The sequence below is a fragment of the Bacillus sp. ME78 genome (assembly GCF_903970865.1).
Lineage (GTDB): Bacteria > Bacillota > Bacilli > Bacillales > Bacillaceae_G > Bacillus_A > Bacillus_A cereus.
In genome coordinates, this window is record NZ_CAJCKK010000032.1 from 1 (window position 1) to 18,209 (window position 18,209).

Below are 18,209 nucleotides of genomic sequence, written 5' to 3' on the forward strand. Positions count from 1 at the left end.
AGGCACGCCGCCAGCGTTCATCCTGAGCCAGGATCAAACTCTCCAATAAAGTTAGTTTGTCTAGCATCTAAAAATAAAAATTGACGTTTCACGTTGTTTGTTTCGTTCAGTTTTCAAAGAACTACGTTGTCGCTCACAAGCGACTTTATCAATATAACATTTTGTTATATTTTCGTCAACAACTTTTTTCAATAAGTTGTTTTTCGTTTGTTTTGCTTGTTACCTTTCGTGGCAACGGATATAAATATACCAGTTTAATTATTAAAATGCAATAGTTTTTCTAATAAAATTTTTAACTTAGTAAAAAAGTATAAAAACAGCACATTTCTTCTATATAAATATAATTTCTCGCATCATCAAGATCTATTATACCCACGCAACTCATACTCAAATAAAAAAGCTTTGGAGAAATCTCCAAAGCTTAGTCTTGTTTATGACGCATAGCAGGGAATAATAATACATCACGAATAGATGGTGCATTTGTTAATAACATAACTAGACGATCAATACCGATTCCTAATCCACCCGTAGGAGGCATACCGTACTCAAGAGCTTCGATATAATCATCATCCATCATGTGAGCTTCGTCATTACCTTGCTCACGCTCTTTTAATTGAGCTTCAAAACGTTCTTTTTGATCAATTGGATCGTTTAACTCAGTGAATGCATTTGCATGTTCACGTGCAACGATAAATAACTCGAAACGATCTGTGAATCGTGGATCTTCGTCATTCTTTTTCGCAAGTGGCGAAATTTCTACCGGATGACCGTAAATAAATGTTGGTTGAATTAATTTATCTTCTACTTTTTGCTCGAAGAACTCATTAATGATATGACCAACTTCCATTGTATCCTTAATTTCTACATTATGTTCTTTTGCAAGCTCACGCGCTTCTTCTACACTCATCGGCGTCCAGAAATCCGCTCCAGAGTGTTGCTTAATTGCATCTACCATATGAAGACGTGTCCATTCTGGTTCTAGATTAATTTCATAATCACCATATTGGATCGTTGTTGTACCCAATACTTTTTTCGCAATATGAGCAACCATATTTTCTGTTAGTTTCATAATATCATTATAATCAGCGTACGCTTCATATAATTCAATCATCGTAAACTCAGGATTATGACGAGTTGATACACCCTCATTACGGAATACACGGCCGATCTCATAAACTTTTTCTAATCCGCCCACAATAAGACGCTTTAAATGAAGTTCAATTGCGATACGCATATATAATTCCATATCTAACGCATTATGATGCGTAGTGAAAGGACGAGCAGATGCTCCACCCGCAATCGCGTGCATCATAGGCGTTTCTACTTCAAGATAACCGTTGTCATCTAAATATCTTCTCATTTCACGAATGATTTTACTACGAGTAACAAATGTTTCACGACTTTCCATACTTGTAATTAAGTCTAAGTAACGTTGACGGTATCGTTGTTCAACATCTTTTAATCCATGGTATTTATCCGGTAATGGACGAAGAGATTTCGTTAAAAGCGTAAATCCTGTTGCTTTTACTGAAAGTTCTCCAACGTTTGTTTTGAACACTTTACCTTCAATACCTACTAAGTCACCTAAATCTGCTGTCGTAAATAACTCGTACTCTTCATCTCCAACAGTATCTTTACGAACGTAAATTTGAACTTGTCCGTGTAAATCTTGAATGTGTGCGAATCCAGCTTTTCCTTTACCGCGTTTTGTCATAATACGACCAGCGATAGAAACCGTGATTTCCTTCTCTTCTAATTCTTCTTTAGAGAATTCTCCATATAGACTTACTAAGTCGGTTGTTGAATTTGTGCGTTCAAATCGTTTACCGAACGGATCGATTCCTTGCTCACGTAAATTATGTAGCTTTTCACGACGAACAAGCAATTGGTCGTTTAATTCTTCGTGGTTCATGTTATCCATGATATTGATATCACTCCAGCTCTATTAATTTTTACAATATATACAGTATAGCATTTTCTACTCAACTAGAAAAACTGCCAGCAACTAACTGGCAGTTCTTCTTTCTTTCACGTAATTATAGGAAGTGTGTAGAAGAATGTCAATCTTCTCCGTCCTCCTTATTAACCAACGTAAATTGTTTGTTGTTTCGCCTCTACTTCTTCTACAAATGCACCTAATACATTCGCAAGGTCTTCACGCGTGTTGCAAGTATTGATACCATTACGCACACTCGCATTACCACGAACACCTTTTAAATACCAAGCCGCATGCTTTCTCATCTCTCTTACAGCAACATTTTCGTTCTTTAAATCGATAAGACGATCTAGATGCAACATACATACATCAATTTTCTCACGGACTGTTGGTTCCGGCATTAATTCACCTGTCTCTAAATACTTTACCGTACGATAAATCATCCATGGATCCCCAAGAGCTGCACGACCAATCATAACACCATCTACACCAATCTCATCAAGCATACGCTTCGCATCTTGCGGTGTTTCGACATCACCATTTCCGATAACCGGGATATTCACAGCTTGCTTTACTTGTTTAATGATATCCCAATCTGCTTTCCCTTCATACATTTGCACTCGCGTACGTCCGTGAACCGCCACAGCTTGTCCGCCAGCACGCTCAACAGCTCTAGCATTTTCTATTGCGAAAATATGTTCTTCATCCCAACCGATACGCATTTTAACCGTAACCGGCTTTTCAACAGCATCTACAACCGCTGCTACCATTTCGTATATTTTATTTGGATCTAGAAGCCACCTTGCCCCCGCATCACATTTAACGATTTTCGGTACTGGGCAACCCATATTAATATCAATAATGTCTGCTGTCGTATATTTATCTACGTATTTCGCAGCATCTACAAGCGTTTCTTTCTCTCCACCGAAAATTTGTAAACTTAATGGTTTTTCTCTCTCATCAATATATAACATATCTAATGTTCTTTTGTTATTCAGTAATATTGCCTTATCACTTACCATTTCAGCACAAACTAAACCTGCACCAAATTCTTTAACTGTTAAACGGAATGCAGAGTTACACACTCCCGCCATCGGTGCTAATACAACCGGATTTTTCATCTCAATATTTGCAATCTTTAACAATCAACCTACTCCTTCCTGCACAGTCACTTTGGCATTAATTCATCTATCGAAACATTTAACGCCTTAGCAACTTCTACTACAAAATCTTGAGAAGGCGATCGATTCCCTCTCTCAACTTCACCTAAAACAGATACTGATACCCCTAATTCTTTAGCAAAACCTTCTTGCGTGTAGCCTTTTAGCTTTCGAAAAGCACGAATGCGTCTTCCCCATTTTTCTGCTTCCATACCGTTACTCCCTCTCGCCTTTTCATTTCTTCTACTTGTGAACGTGAAATGTTTTGTTTTATATCTTGATTAATCTCTAACAACGGAACGATAACAAAAGCTCTTTCGAACATCCGCGGATGCGGAACAATAAGATTCTCTGCTTCAATATTCTCTTGATTATAAAGTAAAATGTCAAGGTCGATAGTCCTCGGCCCCCACCTAATTTCCCTTTTTCTTCCTAGGTCATTTTCTACTTTTTGTGTTACTTTCAATAATTCTTGCGGTGATAAATTGGTAGAAATTTTTATAACTAAATTTAAAAAACAACTTTGGTCAGTATAGCCAACTGGATCAGTTTCATACACTGACGAAACATCATCAACTTGAATATACGGACTTTTATTTAAAAACTGAATGGCTTCAGTTAAATACGTATAACGCTCTCCAATATTTGACCCTAATGCAATGTACGCTATATTATTCATGGACGTTCTCTCGTAATTTCTACTGCTACAGCGCGATAATGGCCCGGTATCGGCGGATCTGGTTTAATCACCTTAATTGTACACCGTGAAATACTTTTATATTGCTTTAATATATCTGCAGCAATATTTTCAGCGATACTCTCCACAAGCTTATACTTTCTATCCTCAACAACTTTTCTACATAATTCGAAAAGCTCTCCATAATTGACCGAATGCTCTAAGTCATCACTTTCCCCTGCACGCTTTAAATCCAACTCCACCGTTAAGTCAACTTTAAATCTCTGACCTAATCTATTCTCCTCTGGAAACACACCATGATAACCATAAAATTCCATATCGTGGATATAAATTTTATCCAATTACCTTACCCCCTTACCAATCATCGCATCCATCATTTTAGCCATACGCGCCATTTCTTTCACATCATGGACACGAACAAACTCACAGCCCTTTTCAATACCAAGACAAACAGTAGCTCCCGTTCCCTCAAGGCGTTCCTCTACTGGCAAATCTAATACGTGCCCAATAAAGGACTTTCTCGAAGTACCTAAGAGAACCGGATAACCTAGCACATTTAACTGTTCTAAATTACGCATCGCCTCTAAGTTCTGCTCTGGTGTTTTAGCAAAACCGATACCTGGATCTAAAATAATATTCTCATCTCGCACACCAGCATTTTTAGCAATTTTAATACTGTCATACAAATCAGCAATCATATCCGCCATTAAATTACGATAATTCATATTATCACGGTTATGCATTAAAATGATGGGTACATCATAATGGGCTGCGACTTCAGCAATTTTCGGCTCCGCCTTCGCCCCCCAAATATCATTAATAATATGAGCACCAGCCTCAATTGCTTGCTTTGCAACTTCAGCTTTATATGTATCGATAGATATAGGTAATTTTACTTCTTTTGAAACTGCTTGAATCATCGGGACGACTCGCTTTATTTCTTCTTCTACTGATACTTTAGCAAAACCTGGGCGAGTAGATTCGCCACCAATATCAATAATATGAGCACCTTCACCTTGCATTTCTTTTGCGTGACGTACCGCAGCATCTACCTCGTTGTAACTCCCACCATCAGAAAACGAATCTGGTGTTACATTTAAAATCCCCATAATTAATGTCTTTTCATTTAAATTCAATGTATATTCGCCGCAGCGTAAATCATAATCCCACTTCAAACTACACATCTCCTCTTCGTAATTCATTTCTGCTCCATAATTTCTCTCTTTGCATTCCATAAAGGTACATTAAACTTTTTGTAACCACTCCTACTTTACCCGGGAAATCCTGCGCTTCTATACGATAAAGCGGAACAATTTCTTGAATGGAGTTTGTTACGAAGACTTCATCCGCTGAAAGTAGCTCATCTTTTGTAAAGAAACCTTCCTTTACTTCTATATTTAATTCTTCAGCACTCTTTATAATAAACGCACGAGTGATACCATTTAAAATACCTGTCTCTAACGAAGGTGTATATAAAACATCACTTTTCACAAAAAATAGATTCGAAACAATACCCTCTGCAATATAACCTGCTTCAGTAAGGAAAATACCTTCCTTGCTCACAACATTTCCAATTTCACGCTTACCTAAAATATTATTTAAATAGTGATGAGACTTCAGGCGAAATGTCCCTTCCGGTGTATTTCGCACTTGTTTTAAAATAACACCTTCTTTTTCTACTACATCTCCTGGAGCTGTTAAAGGTTTTATAAAAACAATAACCGAAGGCTCTTCGTATATTTCCGTTTGTAATCCTATTTCATCTATACCTGCCGATACATTAAAACGTACATATGCATGCTTCAATTCATTCTTAGCGAGTAAATCTTTCAAAATAAGCATCACATCATTTTTTGTCATTGTCCATTTAATTTGCAATGTATCCAGCGCCTCTATTAAACGGTCATAATGATCATCCAATAAGAAAGGATGACCATTATAAATACGAAACGTTTCAAAAACTCCAAGACCATATAAATAACCATGATCATAAGGAGAAATTCTCGCTTCACTTGCTTCTACATACTGACCATTTACGTAAATTAACATAATGTCGCACTTGGACTGTATTTACGAATGAAATTCTGCAATAACTCTTTCCCATGAGAAGTCATAATAGATTCCGGATGGAATTGCACACCCTCTATCGGCAATGTCTTATGACGAAGTGCCATAATTTCCCCTTCCTCTGTCCAAGATGTTACCTCTAAGCAATCTGGTAACGTCTCTTTCTTAACAATAAGGGAATGATAGCGCGTCGCAGTAAATGGATTAGGAATATCCGAAAAAATCGTCTTTCCATCATGATGCATAAGCGAAGTTTTCCCATGCATTAATCGCTCTGCACGAACAACCTCTCCACCAAACACTTGTGCAATAGATTGATGCCCTAAACAAACTCCAAAAATCGGAATCTTCCCCGCGAAGTATTTAATAACTTCCATACTAATCCCCGCTTCATTAGGACTACATGGACCTGGAGAAATCATTAGAAAATCTGGTTTCATATTCTCGATATCTGAAATCGTCACTTCATCGTTACGTTTAACAACGAGCTCTTGTCCAAGTTCTCCAAGAAACTGCACTAAATTAAATGTAAAAGAATCATAATTATCAATCATTAATATCATTTCTCTCACCTAACCGTTTCTTCGCTACGTTCTTTTGCACGCCATAAAGCAATCGCCTTTTTTAACGACTCTTTATATTCATTTTCCGGATTTGAATCAATTACAATTCCCGCCCCCGCTTGTACATGAGCTTTTCCATCTTTAGCAAGAAGTGTTCTAATTACAATATTCAATTCTGTATCTCCAGAATAACCAATCCAACCGATTGAACCTGTATAAATCCCTCGGCGAACAGGTTCTAATTCCTCAATAATTTCCATTGTACGTATTTTCGGGGCACCAGTAATTGTTCCACCAGGGAATACAGCCTTCACTAAATCAAAAGCATCTTTATCTTCTTCCACCTCACCACGCACATTAGAAACAATATGCATAACATGTGAGTATTTCTCAATTACCATAAATTCATCTACTTCTACAGTGCCATATTTACAAACACGCCCTAAATCATTTCTTTCTAAATCCACAAGCATTACATGCTCTGCTCTTTCTTTTTCGTTCTCAATTAATTCTCTTGCTAATTCTTCATCCTCTTGCTCATCCGCGCCTCTAGATCTCGTTCCAGCAATTGGTCTTGTACTTACTTCAGTTCCTTGTTTCTTAATTAACAACTCTGGCGATCCACTAACAATTTGAAAATCCCCAAGCTCCAGGTAACCCATATATGGAGATGGATTAATTTCACGAAGACTTGTATAAATTTCTAGTGGATGCGTTTGTAAAGTTCTTTCTTGTCTCGTCGACAAGTTTACTTGGAACACATCACCCGCCCCAATATATTCTTGAATACATTCAACTGCCTTCATAAAGCCTGTTTCTGTAAAGGCAACCGCTTCATTTTTCTTTTTAGGACGTTCAAACGGCATAGTCACTTCAGGCACTTCTGCCACCCAAAGATCCTTCCATTCATTTAAACGTTCTTCTGCTTCTGCATGCTTATCTACATAATGTGTAATAATCCACAATAGCTTTTCTTTTTGATCATAGACAAACACATCGTCAAATAATAAAAAGTATATATCGGGTATATTCAGATCATCCTCTGCAAGAGAAGGGAGTTTTTCGATATAACGGATACAATCATAACTAAAGTAGCCAATTGCACCACCTTGAAAAGGCGGGTACTCTGGATTGTAGTCTGTTTTCCATTTCTCCATATATTCTTGCATTAAATCTAATGGATTCCCTCTTTTTATTGTTTCCTTACCGCTTTCACTTATATGTAACTTTTCACCCTTCCCTTGGATTACCGCTACCGGGTTTAAACCCACTATGTTATAACGACCGCCACGTCCACTTTCCAGCAAAATATGTTGCGGCTTATCCTGAGAAAGAAATTTATATTGCTTAAAGAAATCTAACTGATATGGAATAGAAAGCGCTAAAGATTTTCTTCGTTGCATATCAACACCCCGTCTTCTTTTATCCCACCCTCTTAGATGAACCAGCTCCAACTACATAAGTTATTTATATAGAGATTGATTATACTCGAAGGCTAGTGAAAATAATTTAATTATACTACCTCTTATTTTACATGAAGTTTTCTAGTCATTCACTCTTTTCCTATTTCCAATCCAAAAAGAAAAAGCATCCTTTTTCAAGGATGCTTTTTCAATCGCATTTAATTATGATTCAAATTGATAAAGTGGTGTACTTAAATAACGTTCACCATTACTCGGGATAATAACAAGTACCTTTTTTCCTTTACCTAACTTTTTCGCAACTTCTGTTGCTGCATAAATAACTGCGCCTGAAGAGATACCAACTAAAATACCTTCCTCTTTAGCCACTCTTCTCGCATATTCAAATGCTTGCTCTGTTTTCACTTGAATAATTTCATCATATACTTCTACATCCAACGTCTCCGGAACAAATCCCGCCCCAATTCCTTGGATTTTATGTGGACCTGGTTTCCCACCAGATAATACTGGTGAATCTGCAGGTTCTACTGCATAAATTTTAATATCTTTATACGCTTCCTTCAGCACTTCACCAGCACCAGTAATCGTTCCACCTGTACCAATACCTGCAATAAACGCATCTAATTGGTCGCCCATTTGTTCAATAATTTCTGGACCTGTTGTTAAACGGTGAATTTCTGGATTTGATTGGTTTTTGAACTGTTGTGGTATAAAGTAGCCATGCTCTTTCGCTAATTCAGTCGCTTTACGAATTGCTCCACCCATCCCTTCAGGACCTGGAGTCAATACTAATTCAGCACCGTAAGCACGTAATAAATTACGACGCTCAATACTCATTGTTTCTGGCATTACTAAAATTGCATTATATCCTTTAGCAGCCGCTACCATCGCTAAACCAATCCCTGTGTTACCACTTGTTGGCTCAATGATTGTATCGCCCTCTTTTAACAATCCCTTTTTTTCAGCATCTTCAATCATAGCTAGTGCAATACGATCTTTAACGCTACTCCCTGGATTCATAAATTCTAGTTTTAAGTATATATCTGCGCTGTCTGATTCTACGATGCGGTTCAACTTAACGATCGGCGTTTTCCCGATTAATTCTGAAACTGATTGTGCCACTCGCATTCCTGTCACTCCTAACACCGAGTATTTTTATTGGTTTTATCTATATTTAGATTTTGTCAGAAAATTCCCTGTTTGTCAATCTATTCGGAGGGTTAATCCCCTTATTACAAATTCTCAATTAAATTTGTAATATCTTCTTTAGAGAACTTGTATCGTTCATTACAGAAATGACAATGAACTTCTGTTTCTTCTTCTTCTTCACGAATTTGCTCTAACTCTGTTTTACCTAAACTAATTAACACACTCTCAATACGTTCACGTGAGCACGTACAATTAAATTGAACATCCATTGTTTCTAATACTTTTACTTTATCTTCTCCAAGGACTGCATATAGTAGCTCTTCTGGAGAAAGACCTTGTTCGATCAATGTTGATACAGGCGGGATTTTTTGCAAACGATCTTCAATGAATGAAATTGTTTCTTCCTGTGCGCCCGGCATAATTTGAAGGATAAATCCACCCGCCGCTAATACGCTGTCATCTCCATTTACAAGTACACCCACACCAACAGAAGAAGGCGTCTGCTCAGAAACTGCGAAATAATACGTGAAATCTTCCCCTAGTTCTCCCGAAACGATTGGAGATTGACCGATAAACGGCTCACGCATACCAATATCTTTAATTACTGTTACAAACCCTTCTGTACCTACCGCTTGATATACACGTAATTTCCCTTGTTCCGTTCCTTCAAAATCAACATGTGGATTCGTTACGTAGCCACGTACATCCCCATTTGCATGAGCATCTACTAAGATAGGGCCAATCGGACCATTACCTTCTACCTTAATCGTTAACTTTTGATCACCTTTTAACATCGCACCCATCATTGTACCTGCAGTTAAAGAACGACCAAGTGCCGCCGAAGCTGTCCTCCATGTATCATGACGTCTTTGTGCCTCACTTACTGTATTTGTTGTACGTACACTATACGCACGTACTTCTCCATCAAACGCTAACGCTTTTACTAAATAATCTTTCATACTTATTTATTCACCTTTCTCATGCTGTAAATTTGCATTACGCTCATATAACATATACAAGCCTTTTAACGTTAAAAATGGATCTACAATATCAATTACATTCGATTCTTCTGAAATTAATTTCGCCAATCCACCTGTTGCAATAACTTTCGGTTCTTGTTTAGCTTCTTCTTTCATACGCTTAACAATACCTTCCACTTGTCCTACATAACCATAAAGAATACCTGATTGCATCGCACTTACTGTATTCTTCCCAACAACACTGCTCGGTTTTGTAATTTCAATACGAGGAAGTTTTGCTGCCCTACTATATAAAGCCTCTGCTGAAATCATAATTCCTGGCGTAATAACTCCACCCATATAATGCTTTTCTTCATTAATATAACAATATGTAGTAGCCGTACCAAAATCAACAATAATAAGTGGACTTCCATACAATTGGATTCCCGCTACTGCATTTACAATTCGATCTGCGCCTACTTCACGTGGATTTTCATATTTAATATTTAGCCCCGTTTTTATTCCAGGCCCTACTACAAGCGGTTTAATTTTAAAATATTTTTCACACATACGTTCTAAAGCGAACATAATTGGTGGTACGACTGAAGACACAATAATACCTTTCACATCTTCAAACGAAAGACCCTCATGATCAAGTAACTGTTTTACAAGCATTCCATATTCATCTTCTGTCTTATGACGATCTGTTTCCATGCGCCAATGCTGACGAAGTTCCCCCTCTTCAAACACGCCTAGTACAGCATTTGTGTTCCCTACATCCAATACAAAAATCATATTCTCACCACTTATCTTATTTAATCTATATTTGTGTAGTATGTATAAAACTTATAAAAACATCATATCACACATACTTATATAATCAGCTTTCCTATCCTCATCATTTTACAAAAAGATTGCTCTCTATTTCAATTTTTAATACTAGTTTTACTTAAATTACTTTATCCACTAAGCCCTTAATAGTAATTAACAAAAATCTTAACAAACAAAAAAGGAGTGACGATAGTCACTCCTTCATTTCTTACTTATCTTCTTTATCTTCATCGTCTTTCTTCATATTGATGTTTACTTTCACATCATCTGAAGATGTTGGACGCTCAGGTAATCTGCCATAATCATATAAATGATTAATTTGCTCTGCGTCTAATGTTTCTACTTCAAGTAACGTTTTCGCGATAATATCAAGCTTATCTCGTTTTTCAGTAAGAATATGTTTCGCACGAGCATAACATTCTTTAATAATTGTTTGCATTTCCACATCAATTTCATGTGCGATTGCATCACTGTAGTTTTGTTCTGAATGGAAGTCTCTTCCTAAGAATACCTGACCACCTTGTGAGCTACCAAATTGCATCGGTCCAAGCTTATCACTCATACCGAATTCCGTAACCATACGTCTTGCAATACCAGTTGCACGTTGGAAATCGTTGTGAGCACCTGTACTTGCTTCACCAAATACAATCTCCTCAGCTACTCGACCACCAAGTAAACCAGTGATTTTATCAAGTAACTCTGGCTTTGTCATGAAGTAACGATCTTCCTTCGGAAGCATTACCGCATATCCACCAGCCTGACCACGAGGGACAATTGTTACTTTATGAACGACATCAGCTTCATCAAGAACAACACCAATTACAGTATGGCCTGCTTCATGGAAAGCAACGATATTACGTTCTTTTTCAGAGATAACACGACTTTTCTTAGCTGGACCTGCAATAACACGATCCGTTGCTTCATCGATATCACTCATATCAATCTTCTTCTTATCTCGACGTGCAGCTACTAAAGCAGCTTCGTTTAATAAGTTTTCAAGATCCGCACCAGAGAATCCTGGTGTACGAGTCGCAATTGCTCTTAAATTAATATGCTCATCAAGCGGTTTATTACGCGCATGTACTTTCAGTACAGCTTCACGGCCATTTACATCTGGACGATCTACTGTAATTTGACGGTCAAAACGACCTGGACGTAATAACGCTGGGTCAAGAATGTCTGGACGGTTTGTCGCAGCAATGATAATAATACCTTCGTTTGCACCGAATCCATCCATTTCAACAAGTAACTGGTTCAATGTTTGCTCACGCTCATCATGACCACCACCAAGACCTGCGCCACGTTGACGACCTACTGCATCAATTTCATCAATGAAAATGATACAAGGAGCATTTTTCTTTGCATTTTCAAATAAATCACGTACACGTGATGCACCGACACCGACAAACATCTCTACAAAGTCAGAACCACTGATAGAGAAGAATGGAACGCCAGCCTCACCTGCAACAGCACGTGCTAATAAAGTTTTACCTGTACCTGGAGGTCCAACTAATAGGACACCCTTCGGAATACGGGCACCAACTTCAGAAAACTTACGAGGGTCTTTTAAGAATTCAACTACCTCGACAAGTTCTTGTTTCTCTTCATCCGCCCCAGCAACATCTCTGAAACGAACTTTTTTCTTTTCATCATTATATAACTTCGCCTTACTTTTCCCGAAGTTCATAACACGGCTACCGCCGCCTTGAGCCTGGTTTAATAAGAAGAAGAATAAAATGAAGATGATGACAAACGGAATGATTGAAGTAAAGAATGTTACCCAAGCACTTGTTTCTTCTGCTGGTTGATACTTAACTTCGGCACCTTTCGCTTTATCATTGATTTTCTTTTGTAATTCCTCAGTATTTGGTGCATAAGTAACAAATTGTTCTCCTTGGCTAGAGTTATTGAATTGTCCTTTTACCTCAAATACACCATTTTTCGGTTGAAGTTGCACATTACGCACTTCACCGCTTTCTAGTTTAGTAATGAATTTGTCGTAGCTAACTGATGTCGTTTTTTGTGTCGAACCATTAAAATAGCTCACGATTCCAATTACTACTAAGAATATCAGTAAATAAAAGATGGTATTACGGAAGATACGATTCATTCCTAACCTCCTCTCACGGCATAAACACTATAGTAAATCGTAACATAGAAAAACTTTCCTATACAATTGTAAAGCCTGTATTTAATTAATTTGAGTAAACGCTTGGTTTTAATACGCCTACATAAGGAAGATTACGGTACTGCTCTTTATAATCTAATCCATATCCTACTACAAATTCATGTGGAACAGTAAATCCAACATAATCCGCTTTCAGATCAACCTTACGGCCTGTTGGCTTATCTAATAATGTAACAATTTTTACAGACTTCGCTTTACGATATTTGAATAAGTCTACTAAGTAGCTTAGTGTAAGACCACTATCAATAATATCTTCGACGATTAAAATATCGCGACCTTCTACAGAAGTATCAAGATCTTTTAAAATTTTCACTTCGCCTGTTGAAACTGTAGAGTGACCATAACTAGATACAGCCATAAAATCCATTTCAAGATATGTATCTGTTCTCTTTAATAAATCTGCCATAAATGGCATTGCGCCTTTTAATACACCAATTGCAAGAGGTACTGTGTTTTTATAATCCTCTGCAATAACTGCACCTAGTTCGCGCACCTTTTCTTGTATTTGTTCTTCAGAAATTAATACTTTTTCGATATCTTGATTCATCATTTCATTATCCTCCCGGAAGACTCCTTGCTTTTGTAGTGAATAATCATATATTTACCCTTCTTTGCCATCTCTTTCGAAATTGCAAATGCAGATCGCTTCAACAAGGGTACCCAAATAATGTTCCCACTTGCATCACAAACGACCGGCCATTCTTCTCTTTTTTCTTTTGGTACTTTCGCTTCGATAAAAATAGCTTTTATCTTTTTCGTGCCATCCATACCTTGTATTGACATGCGATCTCCATTTTCCCTAGAACGAATACGAAGTGGATATGATATATCATTATACTTAGCAACAAATACTGTTTCATTCATGTTACTTGGTATATCTTCGCTCACCTCTGTTACAAATTCATCCCCGTTCAATAGTGTAATGGTCCCGGGTACTGATAAATCTTGCAAAAAAGGAGAGACAATTTCTTGTTTAAATCTAAAGCTACACTCCTCGTATGTGCGAACAATTTTCAAATCACCTGGAAAATCAAGTGAACCTGAAGGTTGTGTCCGCTTAAAAAACTCAATCACCTTGTCAATATGTATAGAAGAAAGAGAAGATGGAATCTTATATTCATAAAGATAGTTTAATATTAGTTGAATCCCTCTTCTTTGTAAAGGCATAGACATGGATTCAAAGGCAGGAATTGATAAGCTAATTTGTTTATCACTTTTTTTTGTAATTACTTTATTCATTTTCTCAAAAGCTAATTCCTGCAAATAAGCCTCATCCTCTTGCATCTGCACGCTAAATTTTTGGAATTTCTCATGCATTTGTGGATTTTCTTCTTTTAAGTGAGGAAGGACATATTTACGTAATCGATTCCTTGTATATACTTCCTTTTTATTACTCGGATCTATACGTGGAATTAAATTTAGCTTATTACAGTAATCAACAATTTCTTCCTTCGTTACCCCAAGTAACGGCCTAATTAAATATCCATTATGAAAAGGACGCTTCACTGCAATTCCTGCATATCCTTTCGGAGTACTCCCTCTTACAAGACGCATTAAAATTGTCTCGACTTGATCATCTCCATGATGTCCAAGAGCAACATATCTTGCATCATATTTCTTCATTATTCTTTCCAAAAATGCATATCTGCATTCTCTAGCAGCAACCTGTGCATTCATTCCGTATTGCTGTTGATATTGTGATACATTAATCCTTATCGTTTCACAAATAATTCCTAGTTCTTCACAAAGGTCCTGCACAAACTGTAAATCCTCATGAGATTCATCACCTCTAAACATATGATCTACATGAGCTACTACAATTTCCAACTGTTTTTCCGCTCTTTTTTCTAATAAATAATATAAAAGGGCTAACGAGTCAGGACCACCAGAAACTCCCACAACAATTGTTGAATCATTCTTTAATACATCATGCTGCTTTACAAAGTCATCTACTTTTTCAACAAATGTATCTTTCAACTTCGCAATCACCTTTCATTAAACAAGAACAGCAACGTTAGTTACCTTGTCTATAATGGTACAACTTTTACAAACATTGTGCAAAAAAAAGATATACAAAAATTACATTTTTATCTTACATCCTCCGTGTATATTCATAAAATCAATAACATTACCTTTTCCCACAAAAAAACCTAGGTATTCACCTAGGTTTTTAAAATCAAATTATAGATAAACATTCCACTTATATTTTACTGCGCCTGCATTCCTACAATCGGAATCGTAGCCCACTTCGGCATATTTTTCTTCACTTTTGCCACCACAATAGTCATATCATCATTTATATAACCATCACAAGAGCGAATCACTTCTTCCATAATGATATCAGCAATTTCTTGCGGGTCTTCGGTTTGCAATTCTTTAATTTTCCGCTTCATCCATAATTCATGATTCTCTACATGCTGCGCGCCCTCAAAAATCCCATCGCTCATCATAATAAGGATATCGCCCGTTTTTAATTGTTCACCCACCACATCAACTTCAACATCTTCGATGATTCCCATCGGCAAATTACTTGCTTCAATTTTCAAAATATTATTCGCGCGTTTAACAAAACTCGGGGTTGATCCAATCTTTAAAAACCTAGCACTCGCATCCCGCAAATCTACCATAGCTAAATCTAATGTTGTAAACATCTCTTCTGTCGTTCTCAAAGAAAGAATTGAATTGATAGACTTAATAGCTATTTCTTCATCAATACCTGATTGGAGTATTTTTTGTAATAATTTCACCGTTTCCTTACTTTCCATATGAGCTCTTTGCCCATTACCCATACCATCACTAATCGCAAGTGCGTATTTACCAACACTTAAATCCATCATCGCATAAGAGTCACCCGAAACAAACCCACCGCCTTTTGCGGCTGTAGCCAATCCTGTATCAAGAGAATACGTCTTCGCCGAACCAAATGATATTAAACTGTGGCCATTCGGATAAGAAGACTTTTCTTCATGTTTAACGACAATATTTTCTTTAAGGATATCCGAAAGCATCGGTGCAACTAACTTTTCACATTCACCATGTTCATTAGATGCAACTGGAATCAACATTTCAATATCAATACTTCCTCTATCTAAACAATAAATATCAACATGCTCTACTTCGACACCAAAATCACGGAACGCTTGCATAATCTGCTCTTCCTGCACTTGATGATTTTCACGCTCTCGTTGTATCTCCTTAGCAAAATCTTCCATAACCTTTGATACACCTAATAGTTGCTCCGCTACTATTCTACGATTTTCCTTCATTTGTTTTCGCAATTTTTGCCCCTCATAGAAGTGATCTAATTCACCCGCTACTAAATCCGTCACTTTTTTCCCTCTCACACAATGCTTATCCCACTCACGAACTAATTTACGATTATGTTGCAGGGTTCCTTCTTCCGTTTCATTCATTATTTGTTTCATATAATCGTACGTTTTATCGAAATTCACTACCCAGCATTGATCCTTTTTAAAGCACGTTTGACATGTTTTCGCAGTAATTGTACTCAAAAACAAATCTGCTTCTGTCTCTTTATCTTCTTCCTCTACATACCCATATACAGAAAAACTATTAGATAAAGCAGCAAATACATTTGCGAATTGGTTGATTTTGTTCGCTGTAACATCACGCATCCTTCTTAAATATTGTTGTTGATCTTGCGAATGCTCTTGTGTACCTGGCATAAATTTAGCAATACGATCCAAAACAAGCTTTGGCGTTAATAAGAAGATAGCAATCGCTACACCTGACTCAATTAAAGTTGTTACAATATTTGTCTGCTTGTCTACATATAATGTAATTAAGCTTGTCCCTATTAATAAACCTAAACTAACACCTAAACGCTTCCCTTCTTTTAACAACCCACCAAGTAATCCAGAAAAAGCGAGAAGGCTAAGCTGAGACAAACTAGACACATTTGCTAAACTTAATATCAATCCTGTTACGACCCCCACTGTAGATCCTGTAGCAGCACCCGCAATAAATGCAAATACTAGTACTAAATACCTTGTAAAAATATGTTGAATAGAAGCATCATATACAAACCAATCTGTTGTACCCGTTAAAACAGATGCTAGTAATATAATCAAACAAACAATTTCTTCCGTCTCTAACGCCTGTTGCTTTCCTTTCCTTTCCACTAAAAGCGGGACACTTTGTAAAAATATCATAGTTAATACGAAACTAAGCCCAGCCTCAATGGTACTAACGAGTAAATCGTACATGGTGACAGTTTGTTGCGCAAAATATACAACAACTAAGTGTGCGGTTAATGCGGAGATAAATACTTGAAATGGAACAAGTCCAACGGTTTTACGTGTAAATCTACTAAAGAAGATATTATAAATGAAGAAAGTAAAGATAGATGCAAAAGTAAAAAACAAATTATCTATCGAGACTGAAAGAGCTCCTCCCATTAGAGCTAAAAATGCTAGCGGCATCTTATCCCGCTTCATAACATAAACAGCAGCAAAAAACGGTAGTGCAAACGGTAAAATATTTGTTAATATATATGCTCTTCCCAAAAGAAAACCAATAACAACAATAATAAATCCCCATCTAAAGAAAACTTGTTCGAATTTCATTCGCAACTTACTCGTCCACTTTATTCCTCCAAGCTGACTCTCATTCATTGCCAATGCACTTGTATTCATAGTATTCCTTCCTGCTTTAGGCATATTTTTAACACCACCTGCATAGTTTAATTACTGTCATTATAAAAGATGATTGTTGGGATTTTTGTCAAAACAACAGTTTTCACTTTTATAATCGTTCGACTTTTTATTCGAAATAACTCTACAGATATACACGGTATGTAAGTTATCCTTGATTTTTTAATTAAATATTCAGAAAATATAGGGTGATTTTGTAGAAGTGTTGTATGTCTTAATCCATTTAACAAAAAAAGATCATGCAAATTTGCATGATCTTTTTAGATGACCCGTACGGGATTCGAACCCGTGTTACCGCCGTGAAAGGGCGGTGTCTTAACCACTTGACCAACGGGCCGTTAAAATAAATATAGCGGCGGAGGGGATCGAACCCCCGACCTCACGGGTATGAACCGTACGCTCTAGCCAGCTGAGCTACACCGCCATGTCGTCGTATTTAACGGACAATTAGTATCTTACATCAGATATTATTTAAAGTCAACACATCTTGAAAACTTTTTTAAAATATATTTTCACATATAAAAAAGCACCCTGAGCCATCACTCTGGGTACCTCTCTATATGTT

At 37.0% G+C, this 18,209-nt stretch carries 16 protein-coding genes and 2 tRNA genes; all 18 read right to left on the bottom strand.

What is annotated here, in order from left to right:
- Nucleotides 1–421: 421 nt before the first annotated feature.
- On the bottom strand, nt 422–1,921 hold the full coding sequence (lysS, locus tag H6481_RS23955) for a lysine--tRNA ligase (protein ID WP_000369686.1): 1,500 nt from the start codon (nt 1,919–1,921) through the stop codon (nt 422–424).
- Between the two features lie 161 nt (nt 1,922–2,082).
- A complete protein-coding gene (gene dusB / locus H6481_RS23960; RefSeq protein WP_000912249.1) occupies nt 2,083–3,081 on the bottom strand; it encodes a tRNA dihydrouridine synthase DusB in 999 nt (332 codons plus the stop codon).
- A gap of 23 nt (nt 3,082–3,104) precedes the next feature.
- On the bottom strand, nt 3,105–3,308 hold the full coding sequence (locus tag H6481_RS23965) for a helix-turn-helix transcriptional regulator (RefSeq protein WP_000387030.1): 204 nt from the start codon (nt 3,306–3,308) through the stop codon (nt 3,105–3,107).
- Nucleotides 3,260–3,775: a 2-amino-4-hydroxy-6-hydroxymethyldihydropteridine diphosphokinase gene (gene folK / locus H6481_RS23970; protein ID WP_001059456.1), complete on the bottom strand. Its 516-nt coding sequence runs from the start codon at nt 3,773–3,775 to the stop codon at nt 3,260–3,262. Before folK ends, H6481_RS23965 begins: the two co-directional genes overlap by 49 nt.
- Nucleotides 3,772–4,134 (bottom strand): dihydroneopterin aldolase, encoded by a 363-nt coding sequence (gene folB, locus H6481_RS23975; protein WP_000358070.1) that lies wholly within the window; start codon nt 4,132–4,134, stop codon nt 3,772–3,774. The genes folK and folB overlap by 4 nt, the downstream gene beginning before the upstream one ends.
- Nucleotides 4,135–4,995, bottom strand: coding sequence for a dihydropteroate synthase (gene folP / locus H6481_RS23980; protein ID WP_002103948.1), 861 nt, complete (start codon nt 4,993–4,995; stop codon nt 4,135–4,137).
- Nucleotides 4,970–5,842: an aminodeoxychorismate lyase gene (gene pabC / locus H6481_RS23985; protein ID WP_000909882.1), complete on the bottom strand. Its 873-nt coding sequence runs from the start codon at nt 5,840–5,842 to the stop codon at nt 4,970–4,972. Before pabC ends, folP begins: the two co-directional genes overlap by 26 nt.
- Nucleotides 5,836–6,423 (bottom strand): aminodeoxychorismate/anthranilate synthase component II, encoded by a 588-nt coding sequence (pabA, locus tag H6481_RS23990; RefSeq protein ID WP_000602297.1) that lies wholly within the window; start codon nt 6,421–6,423, stop codon nt 5,836–5,838. Before pabA ends, pabC begins: the two co-directional genes overlap by 7 nt.
- A gap of 5 nt (nt 6,424–6,428) precedes the next feature.
- Nucleotides 6,429–7,826, bottom strand: coding sequence for an aminodeoxychorismate synthase component I (gene pabB, locus H6481_RS23995; RefSeq protein ID WP_016513294.1), 1,398 nt, complete (start codon nt 7,824–7,826; stop codon nt 6,429–6,431).
- Nucleotides 7,827–8,048: 222 nt separating this feature from the next.
- Nucleotides 8,049–8,972: a cysteine synthase A gene (gene cysK / locus H6481_RS24000; protein ID WP_001261712.1), complete on the bottom strand. Its 924-nt coding sequence runs from the start codon at nt 8,970–8,972 to the stop codon at nt 8,049–8,051.
- A gap of 104 nt (nt 8,973–9,076) precedes the next feature.
- Nucleotides 9,077–9,952 carry a redox-regulated molecular chaperone HslO gene (gene hslO / locus H6481_RS24005; RefSeq protein ID WP_000656367.1) on the bottom strand — a complete coding sequence of 292 codons (876 nt, stop codon included), beginning with the start codon at nt 9,950–9,952 and terminating at the stop codon, nt 9,077–9,079.
- 6 nt (nt 9,953–9,958) lie between these two features.
- Nucleotides 9,959–10,747 (bottom strand): type III pantothenate kinase, encoded by a 789-nt coding sequence (locus H6481_RS24010; protein ID WP_000578365.1) that lies wholly within the window; start codon nt 10,745–10,747, stop codon nt 9,959–9,961.
- A gap of 244 nt (nt 10,748–10,991) precedes the next feature.
- The gene (ftsH, locus tag H6481_RS24015) at nt 10,992–12,893 is read right to left on the bottom strand and encodes an ATP-dependent zinc metalloprotease FtsH (RefSeq protein WP_001079669.1); all 1,902 of its coding nucleotides are present in this window, start codon (nt 12,891–12,893) and stop codon (nt 10,992–10,994) included.
- Nucleotides 12,894–12,978: 85 nt separating this feature from the next.
- Complete coding sequence (gene hpt, locus H6481_RS24020) at nt 12,979–13,521, bottom strand: hypoxanthine phosphoribosyltransferase (RefSeq protein ID WP_000981846.1); 543 nt, start codon at nt 13,519–13,521, stop codon at nt 12,979–12,981.
- A complete protein-coding gene (tilS, locus tag H6481_RS24025; protein WP_000655457.1) occupies nt 13,518–14,948 on the bottom strand; it encodes a tRNA lysidine(34) synthetase TilS in 1,431 nt (476 codons plus the stop codon). Before tilS ends, hpt begins: the two co-directional genes overlap by 4 nt.
- Nucleotides 14,949–15,178: 230 nt before the next feature.
- On the bottom strand, nt 15,179–17,650 hold the full coding sequence (spoIIE, locus tag H6481_RS24030) for a stage II sporulation protein E (protein ID WP_001123550.1): 2,472 nt from the start codon (nt 17,648–17,650) through the stop codon (nt 15,179–15,181).
- 259 nt (nt 17,651–17,909) lie between these two features.
- A tRNA-Glu gene (locus H6481_RS24035) sits at nt 17,910–17,981 on the bottom strand.
- Nucleotides 17,982–17,994: 13 nt separating this feature from the next.
- Nucleotides 17,995–18,068 (bottom strand) — tRNA-Met (locus tag H6481_RS24040).
- Nucleotides 18,069–18,209: the final 141 nt, after the last annotated feature.